The 21,303-nt window shown below is 62.6% G+C and carries 24 protein-coding genes; 23 read left to right on the forward strand and 1 reads right to left on the reverse strand.

The annotated features are described in order from the left end of the window. Nucleotides 1-8 precede the first annotated feature (8 nt). The 5 genes from tgt (at nt 9) to APH33_RS24150 (ending at nt 5,009) form a co-directional block, all read left to right on the forward strand. Nucleotides 9-1,124: a tRNA guanosine(34) transglycosylase Tgt gene (tgt, locus tag APH33_RS24130; RefSeq protein ID WP_177332443.1), complete on the forward strand. Its 1,116-nt coding sequence runs from the start codon at nt 9-11 to the stop codon at nt 1,122-1,124. A 42-nt stretch (nt 1,125-1,166) separates the two neighbouring features. Next, entirely contained in the window at nt 1,167-1,502 is a 336-nt protein-coding gene (gene yajC / locus APH33_RS24135) for a preprotein translocase subunit YajC (protein ID WP_008092587.1), read from the forward strand. Nucleotides 1,503-1,566: 64 nt separating this feature from the next. Continuing rightward, the gene (secD, locus tag APH33_RS24140) at nt 1,567-3,429 is read left to right on the forward strand and encodes a protein translocase subunit SecD (protein ID WP_054887556.1); all 1,863 of its coding nucleotides are present in this window, start codon (nt 1,567-1,569) and stop codon (nt 3,427-3,429) included. Between the two features lie 10 nt (nt 3,430-3,439). Next, the gene (gene secF / locus APH33_RS24145) at nt 3,440-4,348 is read left to right on the forward strand and encodes a protein translocase subunit SecF (protein WP_054887557.1); all 909 of its coding nucleotides are present in this window, start codon (nt 3,440-3,442) and stop codon (nt 4,346-4,348) included. A gap of 118 nt (nt 4,349-4,466) precedes the next feature. After that, on the forward strand, nt 4,467-5,009 hold the full coding sequence (locus APH33_RS24150; protein ID WP_054887558.1) for a glycine zipper 2TM domain-containing protein: 543 nt from the start codon (nt 4,467-4,469) through the stop codon (nt 5,007-5,009). A 209-nt stretch (nt 5,010-5,218) separates the two neighbouring features. Here the strand turns inward: APH33_RS24150 and suhB are convergent, their stop codons facing one another. Then, nucleotides 5,219-6,037 carry an inositol-phosphate phosphatase gene (gene suhB, locus APH33_RS24155; protein WP_054887559.1) on the reverse strand — a complete coding sequence of 273 codons (819 nt, stop codon included), beginning with the start codon at nt 6,035-6,037 and terminating at the stop codon, nt 5,219-5,221. Between the two features lie 151 nt (nt 6,038-6,188). Between suhB and trmJ the strand changes: the two genes are divergently transcribed. The 18 genes from trmJ (at nt 6,189) to bamB (ending at nt 21,210) form a co-directional block, all read left to right on the forward strand. After that, the gene (gene trmJ, locus APH33_RS24160) at nt 6,189-6,959 is read left to right on the forward strand and encodes a tRNA (cytosine(32)/uridine(32)-2'-O)-methyltransferase TrmJ (protein WP_054887560.1); all 771 of its coding nucleotides are present in this window, start codon (nt 6,189-6,191) and stop codon (nt 6,957-6,959) included. A gap of 3 nt (nt 6,960-6,962) precedes the next feature. Beyond that, nucleotides 6,963-7,751: a serine O-acetyltransferase gene (gene cysE / locus APH33_RS24165; RefSeq protein WP_054887561.1), complete on the forward strand. Its 789-nt coding sequence runs from the start codon at nt 6,963-6,965 to the stop codon at nt 7,749-7,751. A gap of 179 nt (nt 7,752-7,930) precedes the next feature. Beyond that, complete coding sequence (iscR, locus tag APH33_RS24170; RefSeq protein ID WP_054887562.1) at nt 7,931-8,422, forward strand: Fe-S cluster assembly transcriptional regulator IscR; 492 nt, start codon at nt 7,931-7,933, stop codon at nt 8,420-8,422. Nucleotides 8,423-8,468: 46 nt separating this feature from the next. Further along, nucleotides 8,469-9,683 (forward strand): IscS subfamily cysteine desulfurase, encoded by a 1,215-nt coding sequence (locus APH33_RS24175; protein ID WP_054887563.1) that lies wholly within the window; start codon nt 8,469-8,471, stop codon nt 9,681-9,683. A gap of 46 nt (nt 9,684-9,729) precedes the next feature. Further along, nucleotides 9,730-10,116 (forward strand): Fe-S cluster assembly scaffold IscU, encoded by a 387-nt coding sequence (gene iscU, locus APH33_RS24180; RefSeq protein ID WP_007929523.1) that lies wholly within the window; start codon nt 9,730-9,732, stop codon nt 10,114-10,116. Between the two features lie 35 nt (nt 10,117-10,151). Beyond that, complete coding sequence (iscA, locus tag APH33_RS24185; RefSeq protein WP_023630636.1) at nt 10,152-10,475, forward strand: iron-sulfur cluster assembly protein IscA; 324 nt, start codon at nt 10,152-10,154, stop codon at nt 10,473-10,475. An 8-nt stretch (nt 10,476-10,483) separates the two neighbouring features. After that, nucleotides 10,484-11,005 (forward strand): co-chaperone HscB, encoded by a 522-nt coding sequence (hscB, locus tag APH33_RS24190; protein WP_054887564.1) that lies wholly within the window; start codon nt 10,484-10,486, stop codon nt 11,003-11,005. A 42-nt stretch (nt 11,006-11,047) separates the two neighbouring features. Further along, nucleotides 11,048-12,910, forward strand: a complete 1,863-nt coding sequence (gene hscA / locus APH33_RS24195; protein ID WP_054887565.1) for a Fe-S protein assembly chaperone HscA — start codon at nt 11,048-11,050, stop codon at nt 12,908-12,910. 3 nt (nt 12,911-12,913) lie between these two features. Then, a complete protein-coding gene (fdx, locus tag APH33_RS24200; protein WP_054887566.1) occupies nt 12,914-13,255 on the forward strand; it encodes an ISC system 2Fe-2S type ferredoxin in 342 nt (113 codons plus the stop codon). A gap of 10 nt (nt 13,256-13,265) precedes the next feature. Continuing rightward, nucleotides 13,266-13,466, forward strand: coding sequence for a Fe-S cluster assembly protein IscX (gene iscX / locus APH33_RS24205; protein ID WP_023382209.1), 201 nt, complete (start codon nt 13,266-13,268; stop codon nt 13,464-13,466). Between the two features lie 90 nt (nt 13,467-13,556). Further along, entirely contained in the window at nt 13,557-13,982 is a 426-nt protein-coding gene (ndk, locus tag APH33_RS24210; protein ID WP_054887567.1) for a nucleoside-diphosphate kinase, read from the forward strand. 28 nt (nt 13,983-14,010) lie between these two features. Continuing rightward, nucleotides 14,011-15,156, forward strand: coding sequence for a 23S rRNA (adenine(2503)-C(2))-methyltransferase RlmN (rlmN, locus tag APH33_RS24215; RefSeq protein ID WP_054887568.1), 1,146 nt, complete (start codon nt 14,011-14,013; stop codon nt 15,154-15,156). Between the two features lie 13 nt (nt 15,157-15,169). Further along, nucleotides 15,170-15,931 carry a type IV pilus biogenesis/stability protein PilW gene (pilW, locus tag APH33_RS24220; RefSeq protein WP_054887569.1) on the forward strand — a complete coding sequence of 254 codons (762 nt, stop codon included), beginning with the start codon at nt 15,170-15,172 and terminating at the stop codon, nt 15,929-15,931. Further along, nucleotides 15,928-16,962 carry a RodZ domain-containing protein gene (locus tag APH33_RS24225; protein WP_054887570.1) on the forward strand — a complete coding sequence of 345 codons (1,035 nt, stop codon included), beginning with the start codon at nt 15,928-15,930 and terminating at the stop codon, nt 16,960-16,962. Before pilW ends, APH33_RS24225 begins: the two co-directional genes overlap by 4 nt. Before the next feature lie 3 nt (nt 16,963-16,965). Next, nucleotides 16,966-18,075, forward strand: a complete 1,110-nt coding sequence (gene ispG / locus APH33_RS24230; RefSeq protein ID WP_054887571.1) for a flavodoxin-dependent (E)-4-hydroxy-3-methylbut-2-enyl-diphosphate synthase — start codon at nt 16,966-16,968, stop codon at nt 18,073-18,075. Nucleotides 18,076-18,099: 24 nt separating this feature from the next. Next, nucleotides 18,100-19,389, forward strand: coding sequence for a histidine--tRNA ligase (gene hisS / locus APH33_RS24235; protein ID WP_054887572.1), 1,290 nt, complete (start codon nt 18,100-18,102; stop codon nt 19,387-19,389). A 39-nt stretch (nt 19,390-19,428) separates the two neighbouring features. Further along, a complete protein-coding gene (locus APH33_RS24240) occupies nt 19,429-20,067 on the forward strand; it encodes a tetratricopeptide repeat protein (protein WP_054887573.1) in 639 nt (212 codons plus the stop codon). Further along, complete coding sequence (bamB, locus tag APH33_RS24245; RefSeq protein WP_054887574.1) at nt 20,068-21,210, forward strand: outer membrane protein assembly factor BamB; 1,143 nt, start codon at nt 20,068-20,070, stop codon at nt 21,208-21,210. It abuts the gene before it with no gap. The last annotated feature ends 93 nt before the right edge of the window (nt 21,211-21,303 follow it).

The raw sequence follows: 21,303 nt of genomic DNA on the forward strand, positions 1-21,303 counted from the left end.
CCTGTCGAATGTCGTTCGAACTGCTGGCCACCGACGGCAAGGCCCGTCGTGGCCGGCTGACCTTCCCCCGTGGCACGGTCGAGACCCCGGCGTTCATGCCGGTGGGCACCTATGGCACGGTCAAGGGCATGCTGCCGCGTGACATCGAGGCCATCGGCGCCGAAATCATCCTCGGCAACACCTTCCACCTGTGGCTGCGCCCGGGTACCGAGGTGATCAAGAAGCACAACGGCCTGCATGACTTCATGCAATGGAAAGGCCCTATCCTCACCGATTCCGGTGGTTTCCAGGTGTTCAGCCTGGGCGCCATGCGCAAGATCAAGGAGGAAGGCGTGACCTTCGCCTCGCCCGTCGACGGCTCCAAGGTGTTCATGGGCCCGGAAGAGTCCATGCAGGTGCAGCGTGACCTGGGCTCGGACATCGTCATGATCTTCGACGAGTGCACGCCGTACCCGGCCGAGCACGACGTGGCGCGCACCTCCATGGAACTGTCGCTGCGCTGGGCCCAACGCTCGAAGAATGCCCACGCCGACAACACGGCGGCACTGTTCGGTATCGTTCAGGGTGGCATGTACCAGGACCTGCGCATGCGCTCGCTGGAAGCCCTGGAAAACATCGGCTTCGACGGCCTGGCCATTGGTGGCCTGTCGGTTGGCGAGCCGAAGCACGAAATGATCAAGGTGCTCGACTACCTGCCGGGCCAGATGCCGGCTGACAAACCTCGTTACCTTATGGGGGTAGGCAAACCGGAAGATCTGGTTGAGGGTGTGCGCCGCGGCGTCGACATGTTCGACTGCGTGATGCCCACGCGCAACGCGCGCAACGGCCATCTGTTCGTCGATGCAGGGGTAATCAAGATCCGCAACGCGTTCCATCGCCATGATGATTCGCCGCTGGATCCGACCTGTGACTGCTACACCTGCACCAACTTCTCCCGCGCTTATCTCCATCATCTGGACAAGTGTGGCGAAATGCTGAGCAGCATGCTGAATACCATCCACAACTTGCGCCATTACCAGCGCTTGATGGCCGGTTTACGCGAGGCTATTCAACAGGGTAAATTGGCCGCCTTTGTCGACGCCTTCTACGCCAAACGCGGGCTGCCTGTGCCGCCTTTGGACTGACTGTTCGCATCCATTATTAGAACATTACATTAGGAGTGCCCAATGAGCTTCTTGATCCCCGCCGCTTACGCGGACGCTGCAGCACCCGCCGCTGGCCCAGCCGGCACCGGTTTCGAATGGATTTTCCTGGTCGGTTTCCTGGTCATCTTCTACTTGATGATCTGGCGCCCGCAGGCCAAGCGCGCCAAAGAGCAGAAGAACCTGCTGAGCAACTTGCAGAAAGGTGATGAAGTTGTCACCAACGGCGGTATCGCCGGCAAGATCGTCAAGGTTTCCGATGACTTCGTGGTCCTGGAAGTTTCCGACACCGTCGAACTGAAGTTCCAGAAGGGTGCCATCGCGGCCACCCTGCCAAAAGGTACGCTCAAGGCTATCTGAGTTACCGGTTTCATTTTTCCAGTCGGGGCGCGCAAAGCGCCCCGCGTCTTGAACGGGCGGCGTGATGCTGAACAAATACCCTCTGTGGAAATACGCACTGATCCTGGTGGTACTGGCGATCGGTTTCATTTATTCCGCTCCCAACCTCTACCCGGATGATCCGGCGGTGCAGATCAGCGGTGCCAGCTCGGCGCTGCGGGTCAACCAGGCCGACCTCGATCGCGTCAGCAAGGCGCTGGTCGATGCCGGTATCACCGTCAAGGGCGCGAGCCTGGGTGAGAAGGGCAGTGGGCTGATTCGCCTGACCAACCAGGAAGATCAACTGCCAGCCAAGGATGTCGTGCGCAAGGCACTGGGCGATGATTATGTCGTGGCCCTGAACCTGGCCCAGACTACCCCGCAATGGCTGCGCAACCTGGGTGCAAGCCCGATGAAGCTGGGCCTGGACCTGTCCGGTGGTGTGCACTTCCTGCTCGAAGTGGACATGGACAAGGCGATGAGCGCCCGCATGAAAGTCTACGAAGGCGAGGTCAAGACCTTGCTGCGCAAAGAGCGCATCCGCTACCGCAGCCTGCCGCAGCAGGATGGCGGCGTAATGCTGGGCTTCGCTGACGATGCTACCCGCGAGCAGGCACGCGCCCTGATCCGCAAGAATTTCAATGACTTCGACCTGACCACCACCGAGCGCAACGAGCTCGCCGTGCTGCGTCTGGCGCTGACCCAGGCGAAAGTCGCCGAGATCCGCGAGTACTCGATCAAGCAGAACCTGACCACCGTCCGTAACCGTGTGAACGAGCTGGGCGTGGCCGAGCCGCTGGTGCAGCGCCAAGGCGCCAACCGCATCGTGGTCGAGCTGCCGGGCGTGCAGGACACCGCCGAAGCCAAGCGTATCCTAGGTAAAACCGCCAACCTGGAGTTCCGCTTCGGTGCCGAGCCGGGCGCTTCCAAGGCCACTACCGAGGTCTTCGAGTTCCGTGAAGGCAACCGTTCCGCTGCTGTCGAGCGCGGCCTGATCATCACGGGTGACCAGGTGACCGATGCCCAGGCCAGCTTCGACGAGCATGGCCGGCCGCAGGTCAACATTCGCCTGGATGGCCACGGTGGCGAGCTGATGAGCCGCGCCACCCGCAGCAACGTTGGCCGTAGCATGGCGGTGATCTTCATCGAGCAGAAGCCGGTCACTCGCTACGTCAAGCAGACTGTCGATGGCGTCGAGAAGGACGTTGCCGTACAGAGCTTCCAGGAAGAGAAAAAGATCATCAGCCTGGCGACCATCCAGTCGCCACTGGGTAGCCAGTTCCGTATCACCGGCCTGAACGGCCAGGGTGAGTCGTCGGAGCTGGCCCTGCTGCTGCGTGCCGGTGGTCTGGCTGCGCCGATGTACTTCGCCGAAGAACGTACCATTGGTCCAAGCCTGGGTGCCGACAACATCACCAAGGGTATCGATGCGTCGCTGTGGGGCATGCTGTTCGTCTCGCTGTTCATCATCGCCATCTACCGCGGCTTCGGCGTGATCGCCACCGTTGCCCTGGCGGGCAACATGGTCCTGCTGCTGGCGCTGATGTCGCTGCTGGGCGCGACCCTGACCCTGCCAGGCATCGCCGGTATCGTGTTGACCATGGGTATGGCGGTGGACGCCAACGTACTGATCTTCTCGCGTATCCGTGAGGAGCTGAGTGCCGGCATGTCGGTGCAGCGCGCCATTCACGAAGGTTTCAACCGCGCCTATACCGCGATCATCGACGCCAACCTGACCAGCCTGCTGGTCGGCGGCATCCTGTTCGCCATGGGTACCGGCCCGGTCAAGGGCTTCGCGGTCACCATGTCCCTCGGGATTTTCACCTCGATGTTCACCGCCGTCATGGTGACCCGTGCAATGGTCAACCTGACCTGCGGCGGGCGTGACATCAAGAAGCTGTGGGTTTGAGGGAGCTGCGATGAAAACCATCAACTTCATGGGCGTGCGCAATGTCGCGTTCGCCGTCACCGTGCTCCTCACCGTGCTGGCGCTGTTCAGCTGGTGGCAGAAGGGCCTGAACTTCGGCCTGGACTTCACCGGCGGTACGCTGATCGAGCTGACCTACGAGCGCCCGGCCGACCTCAAGGCGGTACGTGCAGAGCTGGTCGACTCCGGCTTCCACGAGGCCGTGGTGCAGAGCTTTGGCGCCACCACCGACCTGCTGGTGCGCATGCCAGGTGATGACCCGCAGCTGGGCAACAAGGTTGCTGCCGCACTGCAGAAGGTCGGTGGCGACAACCCGGCCACCATCAAGCGCGTCGAGTTCGTCGGCCCGCAGGTGGGTGAAGAGCTGCGCGACCAGGGCGGCCTCGGCATGCTCCTGGCACTGGGTGGCATCCTCATCTACCTGGCCTTCCGCTTCCAGTGGAAGTTCGCCGTGGGCGCGATCGTCTCGCTGATCCATGACGTGGTGGTGACCCTGGGTATCCTGTCGTTCTTCCAGATCACCTTCGACCTCACGGTGCTGGCGGCGGTACTGGCGATCATCGGCTACTCGCTGAACGACACAATCGTCGTCTTCGACCGGGTGCGTGAGAACTTCCGTGTGATGCGCAAGGCCTCGCTGATCGAGAACATCAACGTCTCGACCACCCAGACCCTGCTGCGCACCATCGCTACCTCGGTGTCGACCTTGCTGGCGATCGCTGCGCTGCTGTTCTTCGGCGGCGACAACCTGTTCGGCTTCTCGCTGGCACTGTTCATCGGTGTCATGGCCGGTACCTATTCGTCGATCTACATCGCCAACGTGGTACTGATCTGGCTGAACCTGAACAGCGAAGACCTGATTCCACCTGCGAAAAACGAAGGCGTGGATGACCGTCCTTAAGGATTAGTCCTACACCGTTCGGCGACCAAAGAGGCGCGAGTGTTGAACTCGCGCCTTTTTTTTCGCTCCAAGGCTGGGAGAAAGCAGGTTAGTCCTGCAGGTACAACAGGAGGTTCATGTGAACAAATCAATGCTCGTAGGCGCTGTGCTGGGTGCTGTCGGTGTTACTGCCGGAGGTGCTGTTGCCACCTACAGCTTGGTGAACAAGGGGCCTGAGTACGCTCAGGTCACCGACGTGCAACCGATCAAGCAACAGGTCAAGACCCCGCGCGAGGTCTGCAAGGATGTCGCCGTTACGCGTCAGGCGCCGGTCAAGGACCAGCACCAGATCGCCGGTACCGTGGTAGGTGCCATTGCCGGCGGCCTGCTGGGTAACCAGATTGGCGGCGGCACCGGCAAGAAGATCGCCACCGTGGCCGGTGCGGTCGGTGGTGGTTATGCCGGTAACAAGGTGCAGGAAGGCATGCAGCAGCGTGACACCTACACCACCACGCAAACCCGCTGCAACACGGTCAACGACATCAGCGAGAAGGTGGTAGGTTACAACGTGACCTATTCCATTGGTGATCAGGTGGGCAAGGTGAAGATGGACCGCGAGCCGGGTTCGACCATTCCGCTGGACAAGAATGGCAAGCTGATCCTCAGCGAAGCCGGGCAGTAAGGCGCGCGCGGTCTGCTCTTTGTAGGAGCGGCCTTGTGTCGCGAAAGGGGCGCGTAGCGGCCCTGGGATCTTAGCCATATCACAGGTTGCCGGGGCTGCTTCGCAGCCCTTTCGCGACACAAGGCCGCTCCTACAGGGTCGCGTATGGCGGGACAAAGGCATAAAAAAAGCACCCCGAGGGGTGCTTTTTTTATGCCTGCAATCCGCGCTTAGCGCTTCATGCTCTCTGGCAGGTGTGGCTGGATAGCGGTCAGTACGGCCTTGAAGCACTTGATGTTGCCTGCAACGATGTGGCCCTTGTCGAGGAAGTCATGGCCACCGTTGAAGTCGCTCACCAGGCCACCGGCTTCCTGGATCAGCAGCACGCCTGCCGCCATGTCCCACTCGGACAGGCCCGACTCCCAGAAGGCGTCGAAACGGCCGGCGGCCACGTAGGCGAGGTCCAGGCTGGCGGAGCCGGCGCGGCGGATGCCGGCGGTCTGGCCAGTCAGGGCGCGGAACATGCCCAGGTAGTTGTCCATGTCAGCCATCTGGTTGTCACGGAACGGGAAGCCGGTGCCCAGCAGGGCGCCGTCCAGGCTGGTGCGCGAGCTGACGCGCAGGCGACGGCCATTGAGCTGGGCGCCACGGCCGCGGCTGGCGGTGAATTCTTCCTGGCGAACCGGGTCGACGATCACGGCATGCTCGAGGCGGCCACGGTATTTGCAGGCGATGCTGACAGCGAAGTGCGGGATGCCACGCAGGAAGTTGGTGGTGCCGTCCAGCGGATCGATGATCCACAGATAGTCCTTGCCTTCTTCGCCGGTGCCGGCGTGCAGGCCGGTTTCTTCACCTTGAATGGAGTGGTTCGGGTAGGCCTTGCGCAGGGCGTTGACGATGCTCTGCTCGGCGGCACGATCCACTTCGGAGACGTAGTCCTTGGCCTCTTTCTCGTCGACCTTGATGCTATCCAGGCGTTCGATGGAGCGGAAAATCAGTTCACTGGCGCTGCGAGCGGCGCGCAGGGCGATATTCAGCATAGGCTGCATGGGCGGGTCACCTGGAGATGTTAAAGAAGAAAGCCGAACATTCTAGCAGAAAAGTTTGGCGGCAGAAGTGTCACATTTGCTTTCGTGGCGTTACGCTGGTCGGTTCTGTAAGATCGTTTTCCCCCAAACCTGCATCTGAGAGCACAACACCTTGCTGCAAAATATTCGTGTTGTTCTGGTCAATACCAGCCACCCCGGCAACATCGGCGGCGCTGCGCGTGCCATGAAAAACATGGGCTTGTCGCGTCTGGTGCTGGTGCAGCCAAAAGAGTTCCCGTCCGGCGACGCCTCCGCGCGGGCTTCGGGCGCCGACGATATCCTGGCCAATGCCCAGGTGGTCGACAGCCTTGAGGACGCGCTGGTCGGGTGCAATCTGGTCATGGGCACCAGTGCTCGTGAGCGCAGCATCCCCTGGCCGTTGATCGACCCGCGCGAATGCGGGGCCAAGGCCGTGGAGCACGCCAACGGTGGTGAAGAGATCGCCCTGGTGTTCGGGCGTGAGCACGCCGGCCTGACCAACGAAGAACTGCAGCGATGTCACTTCCACGTGCACATTCCCTCGAACCCCGACTTCAGCTCGCTGAACCTTGCCGCCGCAGTCCAGGTGCTCTCCTATGAGGTGCGCATGGCCTGGCTGGCAGCGGCAGGCGCGCCTACCAAGGTCGAGAAGTTCGACGCCAACTCGCTGCGCAGCAACGAGCTGGCGACCATGGACGAAATGGAGCTGTTCTACGAACACCTGGAGAAAACCCTGGTGGACATCGGCTTCCTCGACCCCGAGAAGCCCAAGCACCTGATGCCGCGCCTGCGCCGGCTGTACGGGCGCAGCTCGGTAAATCGTTCGGAAATGAGCATTTTGCGCGGCATCCTCACCGAGACCCAGAAGGTCGCCCGGGGTGAGCCGCATAAACGGAAGGACTGACAGATGTTCGAACGTCTGCGTGAAGATATCCAGAGCGTATTCCATCGTGACCCGGCGGCGCGCAACGCCTTCGAGGTGCTGACCTGCTATCCGGGCATGCACGCCATCTGGCTGCATCGCCTGGGCAATGCCTTGTGGAAGCGTGACTTCAAGTGGCTGGCGCGCCTGGTGTCGAACTTCGGTCGCTGGATGACCGGTATCGAGATCCATCCCGGCGCGACCATCGGTCGGCGCTTCTTCATCGACCACGGCATGGGTATCGTCATCGGTGAAACCGCCGAGATCGGCGACGATGTCACTCTTTATCAGGGGGTGACCCTGGGCGGCACCAGCTGGAACAAAGGCAAGCGTCACCCGACCCTGGAAAACGGTGTGGTGGTAGGGGCGGGTGCCAAGGTGCTTGGCCCGTTCACTGTCGGTGCCGGGGCCAAGATCGGCTCCAATGCCGTGGTGACCAAGGCGGTTCCGGCCGGCGCTACTGCGGTTGGCATCCCGGGGCGGATCATCGTCAGGAACAGCGAGGACACCGAACTCGAGGCCAGGCGCAAGGCCATGGCCGAGAAGATCGGCTTCGATGCCTACGGCGTCAGCGGTGACATGCCGGACCCGGTAGCCCGTGCCATCGGCCAGATGCTTGATCATCTGCAGGCGGTCGACGAGCGTCTGGAGGGTATGTGTGGAGCGCTGACCAAGATGGGCAGTGACTATTGTGCCAAGGAGCTGCCGAAGTTGCCGGAAGATGACTTCGCGGTCGAAACCCAGGCGGCCCAGCGCGACACTCAGTCGCATTGATTGCGTCGCAGTGAAGTCACTCTGACATATGGGGCGTGTGCTCGCGCCCCATTGCTGCTACACTCGCGCCCGCCTCCCTGATGCAAACCCGACTAAAGCAGTAGGTCTAATAGTTGACTTAAATGCTCGGGAATCGCATACTCGCACACATCCCGTAACTCCCGTGGTACCCATTAGCCATGCGACTGACTACCAAAGGCCGATACGCCGTCACTGCCATGCTCGACCTGGCATTGCACGCGCAGCATGGGCCGGTGTCTTTGGCCGACATTTCCGAGCGCCAGGGCATTTCCCTCTCTTATCTGGAACAGCTGTTCGCCAAGCTGCGCCGCAGCAGCCTGGTTTCCAGTGTGCGCGGTCCGGGCGGTGGCTACCAGCTGTCGCGCGGCATGGAAACCATCCAGGTGGCCCAGGTCATCGACGCGGTCAACGAGTCGGTCGATGCCACCCGTTGCCAGGGCCTCGGGGATTGCCATGCCGGTGACACCTGCCTGACCCACCACCTGTGGTGCGACCTCAGCCAGCAGATTCACGAATTCCTCAGTGGCATCAGCCTGGCTGACCTTGTCATGCGCCGTGAGGTGCAGGAAGTCGCCCAGCGCCAGGACCTGCGGCGTGTCGCAGGCCGTACCGCCCTGCTGGACAAGATTGAGACGTCCGCCGTCGACTGACCGCTTAACAGTGACGAGCGACGCCACCGCCTGATAGGAGATACCCATGAAGTTGCCGATCTACCTCGATTACTCCGCTACCACGCCGGTCGACCCACGTGTCGCCCAGAAGATGGCCGACTGCCTGCTGGTCGACGGCAACTTCGGTAACCCGGCCTCCCGTTCCCACGTGTTCGGCTGGAAGGCCGAGGAAGCGGTCGAGAACGGCCGCCGCCAGGTTGCCGAGCTGATCAACGCCGACCCGCGCGAAATCGTCTGGACCAGCGGTGCCACCGAGTCCGACAACCTCGCCCTGAAAGGTGTGGCGCACTTCTATCAGACCAAGGGCAAGCACATCATCACCTCCAAGATCGAGCACAAGGCGGTCCTGGATACCGCTCGCCAGCTCGAGCGCGAAGGTTTCGAAGTCACCTACCTGGAACCTGGCGAAGACGGCATCGTCACCCCGGCCATGGTCGAAGCCGCCCTGCGCGACGACACCATCCTGGTCTCGCTGATGCATGTGAACAACGAAGTCGGCTCGATCAACGACATCGCCGCCATCGGTGAGCTGACCCGTTCACGCGGCGTGCTGTTCCATGTCGATGCCGCCCAGTCCGCTGGCAAGGTCGAAATCGACCTGCAGAAGCTGAAGGTCGACCTGATGTCGTTCTCGGCGCACAAGGTCTACGGCCCTAAAGGCATCGGTGCGCTGTACGTCAGCCGCAAGCCGCGCGTGCGTCTGGAAGCCATCATTCACGGCGGTGGCCATGAGCGCGGCATGCGTTCGGGCACCCTGCCGACTCACCAGATCGTCGGCATGGGCGAGGCCTTCGCCATCGCCAAGCAGGAAATGGCCGCCGAGAACGTGCGCATCAAGGCCCTGAGCGACCGCTTCTTCAATCAGGTCTCGGACCTCGAAGAGCTGTACGTCAACGGCAGCAAGACTGCCCGCGTGCCGCACAACCTGAACCTGAGCTTCAACTACGTCGAAGGCGAGTCGCTGCTGATGTCCCTGAAGGACATCGCCGTATCGTCCGGTTCGGCCTGTACCTCCGCTTCGCTCGAGCCGTCGTATGTACTGCGCGCTCTGGGCCGCAACGACGAGCTGGCGCACAGCTCGATCCGCTTCTCCTTCGGCCGTTTCACCACCGAAGAAGAAGTCGACTACGCCGCGCAGCAAGTCTGCATGGCCGTCAACAAACTGCGTGAGCTGTCGCCGCTGTGGGACATGTACAAAGACGGCGTTGACATCTCCAAGATCGAGTGGGCCGCCCACTAAGCAGTCGCCGGCAAGAGCGGCTCCCTGATGAGGAAGGAATTGCACCATGGCATACAGTGAAAAGGTCATCGACCACTACGAAAACCCACGCAACGTCGGCAAGATGAACGCCGAGGACCCGGATGTCGGTACCGGCATGGTCGGCGCCCCTGCGTGCGGTGACGTGATGCGTCTGCAGATCAAGGTCAACGAGCAAGGCATCATCGAAGACGCCAAGTTCAAGACTTACGGCTGCGGTTCGGCCATCGCTTCCAGCTCCCTCGCCACCGAGTGGATGAAGGGCAAGACCCTGGATGAAGCCGAAACCATCAAGAACACCCAGCTGGCGGAAGAACTGGCGTTGCCGCCAGTGAAGATCCACTGCTCGGTACTCGCCGAAGATGCCATCAAGGCAGCCGTTCGCGACTACAAGCAGAAGAAAGGCTTGATCTAAGCCGCCCGTTGCAAGGTAAGAGTCAAGGAGTTCCGATGGCTATCAGCATGACAGAAGCCGCCGCCAACCACATTCGCCGCTCCCTCGACGGGCGCGGCAAGGGTGAGGGCATTCGCCTGGGCGTGCGCACCACCGGCTGCTCGGGCCTGGCCTACGTGCTGGAGTTCGTCGACGAGCTGGCCGCAGAGGACCAGGTGTTCGAGAACCATGGCGTCAAGGTGATCATCGATCCCAAGAGCCTGGTCTACCTCGATGGCACCGAGCTGGACTTCGTCAAGGAAGGGTTGAACGAAGGCTTCAAGTTCAACAACCCCAACGTGCGCGGTGAGTGTGGCTGCGGCGAAAGCTTCAACGTCTGAGGCTGGCCGTGGGTACTCCTTGTCATTTCGCTCTGTTTGACCTCCAACCCAGCTTCCGCCTGGACCTCGACAAACTGGCCACTCGCTACCGCGAGCTGGCGCGCGAGGTCCATCCGGACCGCTTCGCCGACGCCTCCGAGCGCGAGCAGCGGGTAGCGCTGGAAAAGTCGGCGGCTCTCAACGACGCCTACCAGACCCTGCGCAGTGCGCCGCGCCGTGCCCGCTACCTGCTGGCTATCGGTGGCCACGAAGTGCCCCAGGAAGTCACGGTCCATGACCCTGATTTCCTGATGCAGCAGATGCAATGGCGCGAGGAGCTCGAAGAGCTGCAGGACGAAGCCGACCTCGATGGCGTGGCGGTGTTCAAGAAGCGCCTGAAGGTCGCCCAGGACACGCTCAACGAGGATTTCGCCGCCTGCTGGGACCTGCCTGCCGAGCGCGACAAGGCCGAGCGCCTGATGCGCCGCATGCAGTTCCTCGACAAGCTCGCCCAAGAAGTGCGCCAACTGGAAGAGCGCCTCGACGATTAACCCGGTGTCGCCCGTGATGACGCCTAAGGTATTCAGATAAGCATGGCCCTACTGCAGATCGCCGAACCCGGTCAAAGCCCTCAGCCACACCAGCGTCGCCTGGCGGTGGGGATCGACCTGGGTACCACCAATTCACTGGTCGCTGCCGTGCGCAGCGGTCGCAGCGAGCCCCTGCCCGATGCGCAGGGCAACGTCATTCTGCCTTCGGCGGTGCGATACCTGGCTGGCCACAGCGAAGTCGGCCTGGCCGCGCGCGATGCAGCTTCCAGCGACCCGCTGAACACCGTGCTGTCGGTCAAGCGCCTGATGGGCCGTGGCCTGGCAGACGTCAAGCAGCTTGGTGAGCAACTGCCGTACCGCTTTATCGGCGGTGAGTCGCACATGCCGTTCATCGACACCGTCCAAGGGCCGAAAAGCCCGGTGGAAGTGTCCGCCGACATCCTCAAGGTGCTGCGCGAGCGTGCCGAAGCCACCCTGGGTGGCGAGTTGGTGGGCGCGGTGATCACGGTGCCGGCCTATTTCGACGACGCCCAGCGCCAGGCTACCAAGGATGCCGCACGCCTGGCCGGCCTGAGCGTGCTGCGCCTGCTCAACGAGCCGACCGCCGCGGCCGTGGCCTATGGCCTGGACCAGAACGCCGAAGGCCTGGTGGCCATCTATGACCTGGGTGGCGGCACCTTCGATATTTCCATCCTGCGCCTGACTGCCGGCGTGTTCGAAGTGCTGGCCACCGGTGGCGATACCGCGCTGGGTGGCGACGACTTCGACCACGCCATTGCTGGCTGGATCATCGAGCAGGCCGGCCTGTCCGCCGATCTCGATCCGGCCACCCAGCGTCAGCTGCTGCAGGCTGCCTGCGCAGCCAAGGAAGCCCTGACCGATGCCGACACCGTCCGTGTCAGCCACGGCGCCTGGGCGGGCGAGCTGAGCCGCGCCGCCTTCGAAGCCATGATCGAGCCCCTGGTTGCCCGCAGCCTGAAAGCCTGCCGCCGCGCCGTGCGCGACAGTGGCATCGAGCTGGAGGAGGTCGGCGCAGTGGTGATGGTCGGTGGTTCGACCCGCGTGCCGCGTGTTCGGGAAGCTGTCGGTGCGTTGTTTGGTCGCACCCCGCTGACTTCGATCGACCCTGACCAGGTAGTGGCCATCGGCGCGGCCATTCAGGCCGATACCCTGGCCGGCAATCGCCGCGAAGGTGGCGAACTGCTGCTGCTCGATGTCATCCCGCTGTCCCTGGGTCTCGAGACCATGGGCGGGCTGATGGAGAAGGTGATCCCGCGCAACACCACCATTCCGGTGGCCCGTGCCCAGGAATTCACCACGTACAAAGATGGCCAGTCGGCCATGATGATCCATGTTCTGCAGGGCGAGCGCGAGCTGATCAGCGATTGCCGCTCCCTGGCGCGCTTCGAGCTGCGCGCCATTCCAGCCATGGTGGCTGGCGCCGCCAAGATACGCGTGACCTTCCAGGTCGACGCCGACGGCCTGCTCAGCGTTGCTGCCCGTGAACTGGGTTCGGGCGTTGAGGCCAGCATTCAGGTCAAGCCGTCCTACGGCCTGACCGACGGCGAGATCGCCCGCATGCTCAAGGATTCCTTCGAGCACGCCGGTTCCGACAAGCAGGCGCGCCAGCTGCGTGAGCATCAGGTTGACGGCGAACGCCTGCTCGAAGCGGTGCAGGGCGCCCTGGATGCCGACGGTGACCGCCTGCTCAGCGAAGACGAGCGGGTCGCCATCGAGTATCAGATGCAAGAATTGCGTGATTTGCTCAGCGGCACCGATGGCGCAGCCATCGAGCAGCAGACCAAGCGTCTGTCGCAGGTGACCGATGCCTTTGCCGCCCGCCGCCTTGATTCGACGGTCAAAGCCGCACTGGCCGGGCGCAACCTGAATGAGATCGAGGAGTAACCGATGCCCCAGGTGATTTTCCTGCCGCACGAGAAGTTCTGCCCGGACGGGCTGGTGGTCGAGGTAGAGCCAGGAACCAACATCCTGGAGTTGGCCCACGAGCACCACATCGAGATGGAAAGCGCGTGCGGCGGTGTGTGCGCCTGCACCACCTGCCACTGCATCGTGCGCGAAGGCTTCGACTCGCTCGAGGAAGCCGACGAGCTGGAAGAGGATATGCTGGACAAGGCCTGGGGCCTGGAGGCGCAGTCGCGCCTGGCCTGCCAGGTGATCGTCGGTGAGGATGACCTCACCATCGAGATTCCTAAGTATTCGCTCAACCACGCTGCCGAAGCGCCGCACTGAGGTTTGCCCGATGAGCCTGAAATGGATTGATGTACTTGAGATCGCCATCCAGCTTGCGGAAAGCAAGCCGGACGTCGATCCTAGATATGTGAATTTCGTCGATCTGCACCGCTGGGTGCTGGCCCTGCCAGAGTTCAGCGACGATCCGTCACGTGGCGGTGAGAAAGTGCTAGAGGCCATCCAGGCGGCCTGGATCGAAGAAGCCGACTAAGCGTGACGCTGCAGGTTAGGCAATCCCCTGGAACCCGCGTATAATTCGCGGGTTTAATTTTTCGTAACACTCAATATTCTGGAGTTTTCCATGGCTGTTCAACGTACTTTCTCGATCATCAAGCCTGACGCCGTTGCCAAGAACGTCATCGGCAAGATCACTACCCGCTTCGAAGAAGCTGGCCTGAAAATCGTTGCCTCGAAAATCAAGCAACTGTCCAAAGCCGAAGCCGAAGGCTTCTACGCCGAGCACAAAGAGCGCGGCTTCTTCGCTGACCTGGTTGCCTTCATGACTTCCGGTCCGGTCGTTGTTCAGGTTCTGGAAGGCGAAAACGCCATCGCTCTGAACCGTGAGCTGATGGGCGCTACCAACCCGAAAGAAGCTGCTCCTGGCACCATCCGTGCTGACTTCGCAGAATCGATCGACGCCAACGCCGTTCACGGTTCGGACTCCGAAGCTGCTGCTGCTCGCGAAATCGCTTACTTCTTCGCTGCTACCGAGGTAACCACTCGCTAAGCGAAAGCTTACGGGTGAGGGTGAATCCATGACGACATCTACTGGCAAAATCAACCTGTTGGGGCTGACCCAGCCGGAAATGGAAAAGTTCTTCGACTCGATAGGCGAGAAGCGCTTCCGTGCCGGCCAGGTGATGAAATGGATTCACCATTTTGGCGTGTCCGACTTTGCGGCCATGACCAACGTAGGCAAGGTCTTGCGCGAAAAGCTCGAGGCCGTTGCCGAGATTCGCCCCCCGGAAGTGGTCAGTGAAGACATTTCCGCCGACGGCACCCGCAAATGGGTGATCCGCGTTGCCTCCGGCAGCTGCGTCGAGACCGTCTACATCCCTACCGACGACCGCGGTACCCTCTGCGTCTCGTCGCAAGCCGGCTGCGCCCTGGACTGCAGTTTCTGCTCCACCGGCAAGCAAGGCTTCAACAGCAACCTCACCGCCGCCGAGGTGATCGGCCAGGTGTGGCTTGCGAACAAATCCTTCGGGACCGTCCCGGCCAAGATCGACCGCGCAATTACCAACGTGGTCATGATGGGCATGGGCGAGCCCCTGCTGAACTTCGACAACGTCATTGCCGCCATGCACATCATGATGGATGACCTGGGCTATGGCATTTCCAAGCGTCGCGTCACCCTGTCCACCTCGGGCGTGGTGCCGATGATCGACGAACTGGCCAAGCACATCGACGTGTCCCTGGCGCTGTCGCTGCATGCGCCGAACGACGAACTGCGCAACCAGCTGGTGCCGATCAACAAGAAGTACCCGCTGAAGATGCTGCTGGAGTCGTGCATGGGCTACATGTCGACCTTGGGCGGCAAGCGCGTGCTGACCATCGAGTACACCCTGCTCAAGGACGTCAACGACCAGCCCGAGCATGCGGCGCAGATGATCGAGCTGCTGCGCGACGTACCGTGCAAGATCAACCTGATCCCATTCAACCCGTTCCCGCATTCGGGTTACGAGCGGCCGAGCAACAACGCCATCCGCCGCTTCCAGGACCTGCTGCACCACGGTGGTTTCAACGTTACCACCCGTACCACCCGTGGCGACGATATCGACGCCGCCTGTGGTCAGCTGGTCGGCCAGGTCAACGACCGCACCCGCCGCAGCGAGCGTTACATCGCCGTCCGCCAGCTGTCCGCTGACGCCGAGCTGCAAGACAGCGCCGTGCGTCACTGAGTCTGGCCTTGCCATGAGCCTGCGCGCCGCGCTGTCGATCCTTGCGCTTTCGCTGCTCGCCGGCTGCGTGTCGGGCGGCGCGAGCGATCCCCTGGCCAACCGTCAGGGGCGGGCAGAGGCAGCGCATGCCTATACGCAGCTTGGCCTGGGTTATTTGCAACAAGGTTTGACCCAGCAGGCCAAGGCCCCCTTGGCCAAGGCCTTGGCGCTGGATGCTGCGGATGCCGACGCTCACGCCGCCATGTCCCTGGTGTTCCAGGCCGAAGGCGAGCCAGCTCTTGCCCAGGCGCACTTCGAGAAAGCCCTTGCAGCCCGCCCGGGTGATACGCGAATTCGCAACAACTACGGCAGTTTCCTATATGCTCAGCAACGTTTCGCCGAAGCCGAGCAGATGTTTCGCCTGGCCAGTGCCGATACCCTGTATCCTGAGCGTTCGCGGGTGTACGAGAACCTTGGCCTGACGGCCCTGGAGCTCGACAAGCGCGATCAGGCACATGCGTATCTGACCAAGGCCCTGCAACTCGACCGACGCCAGCCCAGAGCGCTGCTGGAAATGGCTGAGTTGTCCTTCGAAAACAGGCATTATGTGCCAGCCCGGGATTACTACGATCGTTTCAGCCAATTGAGCGATCACAACGCCCGTAGCCTTTTGCTGGGCAGCCGCCTTGCCCGGGTATTCGGCGAGCAGGGCACCCTGGCCGATCTGGGCCAGCAATTACAACGACTTTATCCCGGTACGCCGGAATATCAGCAATACCTGTCGGAGCAACGATGAAAGCCGCGCATCCCGAAGTAGCAGCAGCGACTGGCCAGAACCCCGGTGAGCTGTTGCGCCAGGCCCGCGAGAAACGGGAGTGGTCGCAAGCCGAGGTGGCCCGCAAGCTCAACCTCACCGTAAGTTCGCTGAACCACGTGGAAACCGGTGCCTTCGACAAGCTGCCAGGGCATACCTTCGCGCGTGGTTACATCCGCGCCTACGCCAAGTTGATGGACATGGACCAGGCGCCGCTGGTCGAGGCCTTCGACCAGTACACCGGTACTCATGCCAAGGGCAGTGATGTGCACTCCCTGGGCCGTATCGAAGAGCCGGTGCGGCTTTCCCACAACATCATGCGTGGCGTCACCTTGCTGCTTCTGGTTGCAGTGGTCGGCGGCAGCTTCATCTGGTGGCAGGATCAGGGCAGCTTGAAAGGCAAGGACCTGGCCAAGATGGCGCTGGAGCACGTGGAAGTCGAAAGTGCCGACGGCACCACCCAGATTCATCCGCTGGACGAACCTGAAGACCAGGCAGTGACCGCGGGCCAGCAGCCTGAAAGCGCACCGCTGGCGCTGGAGCAGGCCCCCGCCGAGGCGGCAGCCGAAACCACCAGCGAGGCCGCCCCGGCTGCGACTGCTACCCCTGCACCCGCGCCTGCTCCTGTTCAGGTGCAGCAGGCACCGGTCCATGCTGCCGCGCCCGCCCCGGCCCCTGCGGCTCCGGTGGCACCGTTAACGTCGGCCGCGCCAGTCGCCAGCGTGCCGGCCACCGCCGCTGAGCCTGCCGCGCCTGTGGCCGTGCCGGCCGGCAGCGCCAAGGTTGCAATCCAGTTCACCGCCGATTGCTGGACCCAGGTGTCCGATGGCAACGGCAAGGTGCTGTTCAGCGCCATCAAGCGCAAGGGGGACAACCTCGAGCTGACCGGCAAGCCGCCGTTCGCGGTCCGCCTGGGCTTTGCCCGTGGCGCCCAGGTCAGCTACAACGGCCAGGCCGTCGATGTTGCCCCGTTCACCAGTGGCGAGACCGCTCGCCTGAAGTTGGGACAGTAAGTCATGCACGGCGAATCTCCGATCAAACGTCGCGAATCCCGCAAAATCTGGGTCGGCAATGTGCCGGTGGGTGGTGATGCCCCCATCGCGGTGCAGAGCATGACCAACACCGACACCAACGATGTGTTGGCTACCGTGGCGCAGATCCAGCGCCTGGTCGATGCCGGCGTCGACATCGTCCGCGTCTCGGTACCGGACATGGACGCCGCAGAGGCGTTCGGCAAGATCAAGCAGCTGGTCAGCGTGCCGCTGGTTGCCGATATCCATTTCGACTACAAGATCGCCCTGCGCGTGGCCGAGCTTGGCGTCGACTGCCTGCGCATCAACCCGGGCAACATCGGCCGTGAAGACCGCGTGCGCGCGGTGGTCGACGCTGCCCGCGACCGTGGTATCCCGATCCGCATCGGCGTCAACGCCGGTTCTTTGGAGAAGGACCTTCAGAAGAAGTACGGTGAGCCGACCCCGGCCGCGCTGGTCGAGTCGGCCCTGCGTCACGTCGAGCACCTTGATCGTCTGGACTTCCAGGACTTCAAGGTCAGCGTCAAGGCCTCCGACGTGTTCATGGCCGTCGAGGCCTATCGCCTGTTGGCCAAGCAGATCATCCAGCCGCTGCACCTGGGGATCACCGAAGCCGGAGGCCTGCGCTCGGGGACAGTGAAATCTGCCGTCGGCCTCGGTATGCTGCTGGCCGAAGGCATCGGCGATACCATTCGTATCTCGCTGGCGGCCGACCCGGTCGAGGAAGTGAAGGTCGGCTACGACATCCTCAAGTCGCTGCACCTGCGTTCGCGGGGCATCAACTTCATCGCCTGCCCGAGCTGCTCGCGGCAGAACTTCGACGTGGTCAAGACCATGAACGAGCTCGAAGGGCGCCTGGAAGACCTGCTGGTGCCGCTGGACGTGGCGGTGATCGGTTGCGTGGTCAACGGCCCTGGCGAAGCCAAGGAGTCCCACGTGGGGTTGACCGGTGGTACGCCGAACCTGGTCTACATCGACGGCAAGCCGGCGCAGAAGCTGACCAATGACAACCTGGTCGATGAGCTGGAAAAGCTCATCCGCCAGAAAGCGGCCGAAAAGGTCGAGGCTGACGCGGCGCTGATCGCCCGCAGCTGACACACAGATTCGTAAGGACTTTTCGTGAGCAAATCGCTGCAAGCCATCCGTGGCATGAACGACATCCTGCCAGAGCAGTCGCCACTCTGGCGCTACTTCGAAGGCACCGTCGCCGGCCTGCTGGACACCTATGGGTACAGCCAGATCCGCACGCCGATCGTCGAGTTCACCGAGCTGTTCAAGCGCTCCATTGGTGAAGTCACCGACATCGTCGAAAAAGAGATGTACACCTTCGAGGACCGCAACGGCGATTCGCTCACCCTGCGCCCAGAAGGCACCGCCGCCTGTGTGCGGGCTGTGCTGGAACATGGCATCACCGGCAACGGCCAGGTGCAGAAGCTCTGGTACATCGGCCAGATGTTCCGCCACGAGCGCCCGCAGAAGGGCCGCTATCGGCAGTTCCACCAGATCGGTGTGGAAGTGTTCAACCTGGACGGCCCGGACATCGACGCCGAGCTGATCATGCTGACCTGGCGCCTGTGGGGCCTGCTGGGCATCCAGGATGCGGTCAAGCTCGAACTCAACAGCCTGGGCACCAGCGAAGCCCGAGCCCGTTACCGTGACGCGCTGGTCGAGTTCCTCTCGGCGCGCCTGGAGCAGCTCGACGAAGACAGCCAGCGTCGCCTCAAGAGCAACCCGCTGCGTATCCTCGACAGCAAGGACCAGGGTACCCAGGCGGTGCTGGTCGGCGCACCGAAGCTGGAAGATTATCTGGACGAAGATTCCCGCGTGCACTTCGAGGGCCTCAAGGCACGCCTCGACGCCGCTGGCATTCCGTTCGTGATCAACACCAAGCTGGTCCGTGGCCTGGACTACTACAGCAAGACCGTGTTCGAGTGGGTCACCGACAAGCTCGGTGCCCAGGGCACCGTCTGCGCCGGTGGCCGTTACGACGGCCTGGTCGAGCAGATGGGCGGCAAGCCGACCCCTGGCGTTGGTTTCGCCATGGGCATCGAGCGCCTGATCCTGCTGCTGGAAACCCTTGGCAAGGTCCCCGAGTCGATCAACCGCACCATCGACGTCTACCTGTGCGCCTTCGGCGAGCAGGCGGAGCTGGCCGGCCTGCGCCTGTCCGAAGGCCTGCGCGATCGCTTGCCGGGCCTGCGCCTGGCGGTCAACGCCGGCGGAGGCAGCTTCAAGAGCCAGTTCAAGAAAGCCGACAAGAGCGGCGCACTGTTCGCCCTGATCCTCGGCGACGACGAACTGGCCAAGCAAGAGATCGGCTTGAAGCCCCTGCGTGGGCAGGGCGAACAACAGAACATTGCCTGGGATGCTCTGGCTGAGCACCTGGAAACCGCGATCGCTCAGGCGTAACGCGGTTCAACAAGCGAATAGGCGAAAAGGAGTATTGGGGTGTCGAGTACCGATGATGAACTGGCAGGGGTCAAGGACTGGTGGAACCGCAACGGCAAGCCGCTGCTGACCGGTGCCCTGCTGGCTGGCGTGGTGGTGTTGGGCTGGAATACCTGGCACAAGTACCAGAGCAACCAGTCGCAAGGTGCCTCGCAGCTGTATCAGGCCCTGCTTGAGACCAGCCTGACGCCGAATGGCCAGCCAGACGCAACCAAGGTCGCGGAGCTGGCCGGCAAGCTCAAGAGCGAGTTCGGCGGTACTGCGTACGCCCAGTACGGCAGCCTGTTCGTGGCCAAGGTCGCGGTCGAGAGCGGCAAGCTCGACGACGCTGCTGCCGAGCTGAAAAGCGTGCTGGACAAGCCGGCCGATGTCACCCTGGGCGAAATCTCGCGCCAGCGCCTGGCTCGCGTGCTCGCCGCCCAGAACAAGGCCGAAGAAGCCCTCAAGCTGCTCGACGGTGACGCCGACAAGGCATTCCTGGCCAGCCGTGAGGAACTGAAAGGTGATCTGCTGGTGCAACTGGGTCGTGGCGACGATGCCCACAGTGCCTACGAGAAAGCCAAGGCCGCGCTGTCTGATGAAGCAGCAGTCGGTGGCCTGCAACTGAAGCTGGATGACCTGGCCAAAGGGGACGCGTAAGTGATCGGTTGGAAACAAGCAGCAGTGCTGACCCTGGCCGTGCTGGCCGCAGGTTGCAGCAGCAACAGCAAGAAGGAACTGCCTCCGGCCGAGCTGACCAAGTTCACCGAGGAAGTGGTGCTGAAGAAGCAGTGGAGCCGTTCGATCGGTGACGGCCAGGGTGAAACCTACAATACCTTGGTTCCGGCAATCGAGAACGACCGTATCTACGCCTCCGACGTCAATGGCGAAGTCTTCGCCCTCGACCGCATCACCGGTGACGTGGTGTGGAAGAAGGACCTCGAGCTGCCGGTCTCCGGCGCTGTCGGCGTAGGCTACGGCCTGGTGATGCTCGGCACCCTCAAGGGTGAAGTCATCGCGCTGGATTCCAGCACGGGCGAAGAGCGCTGGCGCTCGCGTGTTACCAGTGAAGTGCTGGCGCCACCGGCCAACAACGGCGACGTTGTGGTGGTACAGACCCAGGACGACCGCCTGATCGGCCTGGATGCCGCCACTGGCGACCGCCGCTGGATCTATGAAAACACCCCGGCCGTGCTTACCCTGCGTGGTACCGGCGCGCCGATCGCCACCAACCGTCTGGCCGTGGCCGGCCTGTCCACGGGCAAGGTGGTGGCGGTAGACATCAACAACGGCGTGCCAGTGTGGGAAAGCCGCGTGGCCATCCCGCAGGGCCGTTCCGAGCTGGACCGCGTGGTCGACATCGACGGCGGTCTGCTGCTGTCCGGTGGTACCCTGTACGTCAGCACTTACCAGGGCCGCGTGGCGGGCCTGGACCTGGAAAGCGGCCGTGTGCTGTGGCAGCGCGATGCTTCCAGCTACGTGGGTGTCGCCCAGGGTTTCGGCAACGTCTATGTCAGCGAAGCCAGCGGTACCGTTGAAAGTGTCGACGAGCGCTCCTCCAGCGCGCTGTGGACCAACGATTCGATGGCCCGCCGTCAGCTGACCGCGCCTGAAGTGTTCTCCAGCTACGTGGCTGTGGGTGACTTCGAGGGTTACTTGCACCTGCTGAGCCAGGTCGATGGCCGCTTTGTCGGCCGTGAGCGTATCGACAGCGATGGCCTGCGCGCCCGCCCACTTGTGGTCGGCGACACCATCTACGTCTTCGGCAACAGCGGCAAGCTCGAGGCACTGACCGTCCGCTGAAGCTATGCTTGGAGCCTTGGCGGCTTCAGGCCGCGGCGTAGGACACGCCGCCCGAACTCCGGCCGCTGCCTTGCAGCGGCCTTTGCATTTTCA

Origin of the sequence: Pseudomonas sp. NBRC 111130, from assembly GCF_001320485.1 — a bacterium.
Lineage (GTDB): Bacteria > Pseudomonadota > Gammaproteobacteria > Pseudomonadales > Pseudomonadaceae > Aquipseudomonas > Aquipseudomonas vlassakiae.

Bases quoted from the DNA above. Each gene is read 5' to 3' on its own strand.
- tgt (WP_177332443.1), top strand. From the start codon at position 9: ATGTCGTTCGAACTGCTGGCCACCGACGGCAAGGCCCGTCGTGGCCGG.
- yajC (WP_008092587.1), top strand. From the start codon at position 1,167: ATGAGCTTCTTGATCCCCGCCGCTTACGCGGACGCTGCAGCACCCGCC.
- secD (WP_054887556.1), top strand. From the start codon at position 1,567: ATGCTGAACAAATACCCTCTGTGGAAATACGCACTGATCCTGGTGGTA.
- secF (WP_054887557.1), top strand. From the start codon at position 3,440: ATGAAAACCATCAACTTCATGGGCGTGCGCAATGTCGCGTTCGCCGTC.
- suhB (WP_054887559.1), bottom strand. From the start codon at position 6,037: ATGCAGCCTATGCTGAATATCGCCCTGCGCGCCGCTCGCAGCGCCAGT.
- cysE (WP_054887561.1), top strand. From the start codon at position 6,963: ATGTTCGAACGTCTGCGTGAAGATATCCAGAGCGTATTCCATCGTGAC.
- iscR (WP_054887562.1), top strand. From the start codon at position 7,931: ATGCGACTGACTACCAAAGGCCGATACGCCGTCACTGCCATGCTCGAC.
- APH33_RS24175 (WP_054887563.1), top strand. From the start codon at position 8,469: ATGAAGTTGCCGATCTACCTCGATTACTCCGCTACCACGCCGGTCGAC.
- iscU (WP_007929523.1), top strand. From the start codon at position 9,730: ATGGCATACAGTGAAAAGGTCATCGACCACTACGAAAACCCACGCAAC.
- iscA (WP_023630636.1), top strand. From the start codon at position 10,152: ATGGCTATCAGCATGACAGAAGCCGCCGCCAACCACATTCGCCGCTCC.
- hscA (WP_054887565.1), top strand. From the start codon at position 11,048: ATGGCCCTACTGCAGATCGCCGAACCCGGTCAAAGCCCTCAGCCACAC.
- fdx (WP_054887566.1), top strand. From the start codon at position 12,914: ATGCCCCAGGTGATTTTCCTGCCGCACGAGAAGTTCTGCCCGGACGGG.
- iscX (WP_023382209.1), top strand. From the start codon at position 13,266: ATGAGCCTGAAATGGATTGATGTACTTGAGATCGCCATCCAGCTTGCG.
- ndk (WP_054887567.1), top strand. From the start codon at position 13,557: ATGGCTGTTCAACGTACTTTCTCGATCATCAAGCCTGACGCCGTTGCC.
- rlmN (WP_054887568.1), top strand. From the start codon at position 14,011: ATGACGACATCTACTGGCAAAATCAACCTGTTGGGGCTGACCCAGCCG.
- pilW (WP_054887569.1), top strand. From the start codon at position 15,170: ATGAGCCTGCGCGCCGCGCTGTCGATCCTTGCGCTTTCGCTGCTCGCC.
- APH33_RS24225 (WP_054887570.1), top strand. From the start codon at position 15,928: ATGAAAGCCGCGCATCCCGAAGTAGCAGCAGCGACTGGCCAGAACCCC.
- ispG (WP_054887571.1), top strand. From the start codon at position 16,966: ATGCACGGCGAATCTCCGATCAAACGTCGCGAATCCCGCAAAATCTGG.